Genomic DNA, 6,754 nt, shown 5'->3' on the forward strand with positions numbered 1-6,754 from the left:
CGCATCCGGTGAGACAATCTATGAGGTTAACGAGCAGAAGTTTGGCCATCTGCGTGCTTGGGGAACAACGGCACAAGGAATTTACCGCCTAGGCGACACTATTCAGTACAAGTTTTATCTGCGTAACCAGGACTTAAAAACTCTCACCCGCGCGCCGCGCGCCAGCTATACACTAGAAATCTTAGATCCCACGAGCAAGGTTGTCGAAATGCTAAAGGATATTACGCTTTCCGAGTTCGGCTCCTATGATGGCGAATTTGCCGTTCCCAAGACAGGCGTAGTTGGTTGGTATCAGTTCCGCTTGACTTCGGATTTTGCCAAGAAAACAAACGCGGATCAAATGGAGGATCTTAATGCTAACTGCTCCGGCGAAAGCGAAGAATGCAATATCTCGTGGCTACCAATGCGGGTGCTAGTAAGCGATTTTACCCCCTCGGCCTTCAAGGTAACTAACGAATTAAGTGGCGATCTATTTACTTCCCAACAGGAGATAAAAGTATCAACGACAGCAACACTGCACTCTGGGAGAGCATACACCGACGCATCTGTGCGGATTACGGCCGTCCTAGAGGCCCTGCCGTTTTTCTCACGCCATCCGCTAGCCAGTGGTTTTTTGTTTACAAATGAGAGTGAAAGCAGGACGAGCCAACAAGTATTTCAGAAAATAGATCAACTCGATAATCGTGGAGAGGCTAGTCACTCGTTTACTCTCGCCAAACCAAATATCCTCTACGGCAAGCTATTGGTGGAGAGTGCGGTTCAAGACGATCGCGGAAAAAATATCTCCACCCGAAGCCAAGCAGAGTTTGTGGGTGTGAATCGCTTCGTCGGAATGCGTTCTTCACGCTGGCTTTTTACTGCCCAGGAGCCAGCTTCTGTTGACTACATTGTGGTAGACGAGCGCGGCAATCCCGTCGCTGGGACCAATGTCGACATCAAGATTGAGCGAAAGGTTACCAACGCTGCAAGAGTAAAGGGTGCAGGTAACGCCTATACGACTAGTTTCACCACTGAGTGGAAGGAGGAAGCGAATTGCAGTGGGCTTTCGGAGGATGCGCCACTTGCCTGCGGGTTTACGCCAGCAGAAGCTGGAAGTTATCGCCTGACTGCTAGCATAAAGGATACCAAAAGCAACTCTCAGTCGTGTCGACTAGACATCTGGGTGGCGGGCAAGGATTATGTGCTGTGGGATGAGCCCAGTGATTCGCATTTGCAAATCGTTCCGGAGAAGACCATCTACCGCGTGGGCGACACCGCCCGATACCTGATTAAAAATCCCTATCCCGGAGCCCAAGCACTCATAACTATAGAGCGTTATGGCGTTATCGACTATTTTGTTAAGCGGCTCGATGGCAACACTCCGGTCGTAGAATTCCCGATTCAGTCGGATTACCTGCCCGGCTTCTATCTCTCCGTTTTGGTCGTGTCCCCGCGCGTTGAAAAGCCCCCAGCAATGGGACAGGTGGATCTCGGCAAGCCAGCGTTTCGTTTGGGCTATCTATCTGTTCCAGTAAAGGATTCGCATAAAGAACTGCAGGTGACAGCTACGGCAGATAAGGAAGTGTACAGACCGCGGGAAACACTAAGAGTAAGTCTGCACGTCGAGCCGAAGGTTCCCTCTGGCAAGACCGAAGCCACGGAATTAGCAGTAACCGTCCTGGATGAGGCAGTGTTCGATTTACTAGCTAGCGGTAAAAGTAACTTTGATCCGTATGAGGGATTTTATAAGTTGGACAACCTGGATCTTAGAAACTACAGCCTCTTAACTCGCCTGGTAGGACGGCAGAAATTCGAGAAAAAGGGGGCCAATGCCGGTGGAGACGGCGGAGCAAATTTATCTCTGCGGCATCTTTTTAAGTTTGTTAGCTATTGGAATCCATCTATTATGCCGGATAAAAACGGTAACGCCACTATTGAATTCCAAGCACCCGACAATCTTACCGGCTGGCGCGTTCTAGCCATTGCTAGCACTGCGACGGACAAAATGGGCTTAGGCGATACTAATTTTAAGGTCAACCGTCCTACTGAGGTTCGACCGGCAATGCCAAATCAAGTTCTAGAAGGAGATCAGTTTAGTGCTAGCTTTAGCGTAATGAACCGGAGCGACCACAAGCGCACGCTGGACGTAAGCATTGATGCCACAGGGAATATCGATAGCACCAAGGGTTCGAGCAAGCACGACGAAACCCTAGAGTTAGAACCTTATCAGCGCCACACGGTCGTAATGCCCGTTGCTGTCAGTTCGGTTGATCCTAAAGATAAGCGCATGCAGGGAGAAATACTCTTTCGGGTGCGAGCTGGGGACGAGGTCGATACGGACGGCATTGTGCACACAATTCCCGTGAGAAAACTCAGAACTCTAGAGACAGCTGCAAATTATGCCAGTACCGACTCTAACCACGCTGAGGAGCAAGTACTTTTTCCAACTGACATACATACTGACAGAGGTGGAATAAGCGTAGTGGTTTCACCTAGCGTAATTGCTGGTATCGAAGGCGCATTTAGATACCTAAAGAATTATGCGTATAACTGCTGGGAGCAGATCCTAACCAAGGGCACTATGGCTGCGCACTACAACGCCTTAAGCGATTACATGGCGGCGGATTTTAAATGGGACGAGAGTAGGACTCTACCAAAAAAAACATTGGAGGCGGCAGCTAACTTTCAGGCGCCTAACGGAGGAATGGCGTTTTATATACCCATGGATCAGTATGCCGATCCGTACCTAAGCGCCTACACCGCTTTAGCCTTTAACTGGCTGCGCAAAGCTGGCTACACAGTCCCTCAACAAATTGAGTCGAAGCTTCATGGATATTTACTGGAGCTGCTTAGGCGAGATATCGCGCCGACGTTTTATTCCGCAGGCATGAGTTCCACGATTAGGGCGGTGGCTCTGGCGGCTTTAGCGGAACACGGCAAAATAAAGCCGGAAGACCTGGAGCGCTACAAATCTCATCTGCCTCAAATGAGCCTATTCGGAAAAGCGCACTACCTCCAGGCATTACATGCCCTAAATGGAAACGGCACAGCGGTGCGCGAGGTCGTGCAGCTCATATTAGCTCATGCGAACCAAACCGGCGGGAAGTTTATTTTTAACGAAGAACTCGATGATAGCTACTCGCGCATTCTCGCTAGCCCCTTGCGCGAGAACTGCACCATTCTTAGCGCGCTTGTTGCGCTGGCTAAACGCGCCGACACTCGAGAGCTAGTGCAGGACGTGCCGACAAAGCTTATGCGAACCATTGCCCAAGCGCGCAAAAATCGCGATCACTGGGAAAATACCCAGGAAAACATGTTCTGCATGCAGGCACTTATGGACTACAGCCGCTCCTACGAAACCGCAAAGCCAAATATGAGCGTTCAAGTAGCTATAGACCAAGAAATATTTGGTAAGGCTACGTTTAAGAACCTTCAAGATAAACCAAAAACCTTCGAGCGAGCCATCCGGGCTTCTGACCTTGGTCGCAAAGGTAGTGTAGCAGTAACTCGTCAGGGAAGCGGACGGGTCTATTACGCTACTCGGCTTCAGTATGCCGACTTAAACTCACTGGAAGCGGAAGCTAATGCTGGAATTGAGATACATCGAGAGTATAGCGTGATGCGCGACGATGAATGGAAACTTCTCACCAATCCCTACCGCATCAGCCGTGGAGAATTGGTGCGCGTTGACATATTTCTCTCACTTCCCGCAGCGAGGCACTTCGTAGTGGTCGATGACCCTGTGCCTGGGGGACTAGAGCCAGTTAATCGGGAGCTCGCAACCGCGTCTTTAGTGGATGCAGCTAGCGGAGATTATCGGGCAGCTGGCGGCTCGTTGTGGTTTAAGTTTAATGACTGGAGCGAGTACGCCGTCTCGCGATGGAGCTTTTATCACCAAGAGCTTCGCCATGATGCAGTCCGCTTTTATTCGGACTTTTTACCCGCCGGAAATTATCACTTGTCCTACACTGCTCAGGCAATTGCCGAGGGCAATTTTTACGCCCGGTCAGTGCATGCCGTGGAGATGTATGACAGCGACGTCCTTGGCAGGGGAGCCGGTGGCAAACTAGAAGTGCTGGCGCAGCCGTGAAGCGGAAAGGGATTGGGTATAGGCGATTTTCACTCTTATCTCCCCACTTGGGACTAACTCGTTTGCGCCCTGCTTACTGGTTTGCACTGTGCGCGCTGGCGTTTGCGATAAAAACTTACTGCGATGTCTCCAGTCCTCACCTAAAATTGCAATCCTGGCTGTCGGGTACGCAAGTGTTGGCTATTGCCGATCGACATGGCAGGCTGTTATCCATCTCGCACCAAAATCCTCTGAGCAATTGCGATCGCATTCCACTCTACGAAATCCCGCCTCTGCTCCAAATCGCTTTTATTGCCTCCGAGGATCAACGTTTCTATCAGCATGGCGGAATAGATTGGCAGGCTCGCATAGCCGCGTTGTGGCAGAATATCCGCGCAACTCGAATAGTAAGAGGTGCAAGCACTATTACGGAACAAGTAGTGCGCATGCTGCATCCCCGGCCGCGCACTTGGTGGTCCAAATGGATCGAGACCTTTGAGGCGACTAGTTTAGAGCGTCATTCTTCCAAGGCCAACATTCTAGAGTTTTACTTAAACCAGGTTCCCTATGCTTCTAATCGCAGGGGCGTAATGCAGGCCTCACACTACTATTTCGATCGCGATCTTTCGACTCTTAACGTTAAGGAGACACTTGCGCTAGCCATTCTGATTCGCGCGCCTTCGCGGTTGGATCTCTACGGCAACCTAAAAGCAGTCGAACGAGAGACTTATCATTTGGCAGAGTTGCTAGTAAGGAAAGGAACCTTTGATCAGCGACAGCTTGAGGAGGTGCGACAGCAAACTATCGCTCTCCAGCGTTCGGGCAATATTACAAATGCCGCCCATTTCGTAGGGTTTGTTCGGCGCTCGACTAAAGATCCAGGGTTTGGCTGGAGATATATGATTACAACGCTCGATCTCGACATCCAGCGCCAGGTGCAGGAAATACTAGATGAGCGGACTAGGACTCTTCACATGCGAGACCTACGCAATGCAGGAGCATTAGTAGTCGATCACTCGCGCGGGGAAATTCTGGCATGGGTGGTAGCCGGCACAAATAACTCGACGACACCAGGCGGACAAATCGATGCTGTAACTTCGCCGCGGCAACCTGGCTCAGCGCTAAAACCCTTTCTCTACGCAGCAGCGCTAGAGCTTGGCTGGTCTTCTGCCACGGTCTTAGATGATTCTCCGCTTGTGGCAGCCGTTGGTAGTGGACTGCATAATTTTAAGAATTACAGCAATACTTATTATGGCAAAATTTCCTTGCGTGAAGCACTTGCTAATTCACTAAATATTCCAGCTTTACGCACCATTGAATATGTAGGCACAAGCCGCTATCTTTCCCTCCTGCACAAGCTAGGGTTTGCCAGTCTAAACCGCGAGGCAAGTGTTTACGATAGAGGGCTAGCACTTGGAAATGGCGAGGTAACGTTGTTGGAGCTAACGCAAGCTTATGCAGTACTGGCTAATCGCGGCATTTATCGCCCGCTAAAATTTAGTTTCTCAGACAACGGCCGCGATCGACCAAAACGCCTAATCTCCGATCAAGTCGCTTCACTTGTTGGCAATATACTTTCCGACCCTTGGGCCAGGCGACTCGAGTTTGGCAGTAACAGCATCCTCAACCTGCCGGTTCAGACTGCGGTAAAAACTGGAACATCGACGGATTACCGCGATGCCTGGGCTGTGGGATTTAACGATACCTATGTGGTGGGGATTTGGATGGGTAACCTCGATGGGAGCCCCACGGATGGAGTTACCGGCTCTACTGGGCCGGCGCTGGCCATACGCAGCATCTTTTCAAGGCTTAATCAGCACCGGATTAGCCGGCCCCTTTATTTAAGTCAGAGATTGGTGCGACAGGATATTTGCGTGGCTTCGGGTGACGATACTCAATGCGCTATCCGAAGTGAATATTTTGTGCCCGGGACAGAGCCTACCACTGCTGCCGTGCTCGAACCAAGCGAGGCTCCCACTCTAGTAACACCTACTAGCAATCTCCAGCTCGCCTGGGATCCTCGCATCCCCCGAGAGCGACACAAATTTGAGTTTCAGATTGAAGGCCTTAAGCCGGGCGAAAGCGTTTCCTGGATGTTAAATGATCGGCCACTTGCTCATACTGACAGCGGAAAATACTTATGGAACGTAGACCGGGGACAATTTCGACTGGCAGCAACAGTTTATCACGACGAGGATAAACTGTTTTCGTTACCCGAGGTAGCTTTTAGCGTAAAATGAAGACCAAGATGCGAGAATTACCCGCCACAGTGGCCAACCTTCGCCATACTTCAAATGGCCATACCACGCAAAAGTCATAAGCACGTTAGAACAGAATAGAAGAAATACTGTAATCACTTGTCCTTATATTTTTTTAGGTCTACATGCCCACGGTTCATGAGTAGTCAAAAAACCTACTCTAAATTAGGGCCCGGCCGAAATTGGTGCATAGCAACATTCTTGTATTTTAACACCATTAAACTTCGAATAGATTATTTCAGTTAAACCAAGAGATTAGCCACACCTACTTTAACGGAGTTGTAATTAATCGGTGTTGCCATGCACCATTTTTTGGAGCAGCGGCTTAAATCTTTTGAACAATTTGCCAAAATGATCGACCGTCATTGGAATGGAATCGCTGTGTATTGTCAACCCGAAAATAAAGTCGCTCTGGGTTTCGTCGAGGGGCTAAACAACAAGATAAGAG

General features: G+C 49.9%; 4 protein-coding genes. 3 read left to right on the top strand and 1 reads right to left on the bottom strand.

Annotated features, from left to right (window positions below; translation table 11 throughout):
• A partial coding sequence (locus IT291_10920) for a large extracellular alpha-helical protein (GenBank protein MCC6221740.1) occupies window positions 1-4,069 on the top strand: 4,069 nt, incomplete at its 5' end.
• Window positions 4,066-6,288 carry a transglycosylase domain-containing protein gene (locus IT291_10925; GenBank protein MCC6221741.1) on the top strand — a complete coding sequence of 741 codons (2,223 nt, stop codon included), beginning with the start codon at window positions 4,066-4,068 and terminating at the stop codon, window positions 6,286-6,288. The genes IT291_10920 and IT291_10925, both read left to right, overlap by 4 nt.
• Here the strand turns inward: IT291_10925 and IT291_10930 are convergent.
• Complete coding sequence (locus tag IT291_10930; GenBank protein MCC6221742.1) at window positions 6,259-6,405, bottom strand: DMT family protein; 147 nt, start codon at window positions 6,403-6,405, stop codon at window positions 6,259-6,261. The genes IT291_10925 and IT291_10930 overlap by 30 nt on opposite strands.
• A gap of 252 nt (window positions 6,406-6,657) precedes the next feature.
• Here IT291_10930 and IT291_10935 point away from each other — a divergent pair.
• A partial coding sequence (locus IT291_10935; GenBank protein ID MCC6221743.1) for a hypothetical protein occupies window positions 6,658-6,754 on the top strand: 97 nt, incomplete at its 3' end.

It is taken from the genome of Deltaproteobacteria bacterium (assembly GCA_020845775.1).
Taxonomy (GTDB): Bacteria; Bdellovibrionota_C; UBA2361; order SZUA-149; family JADLFC01; genus JADLFC01.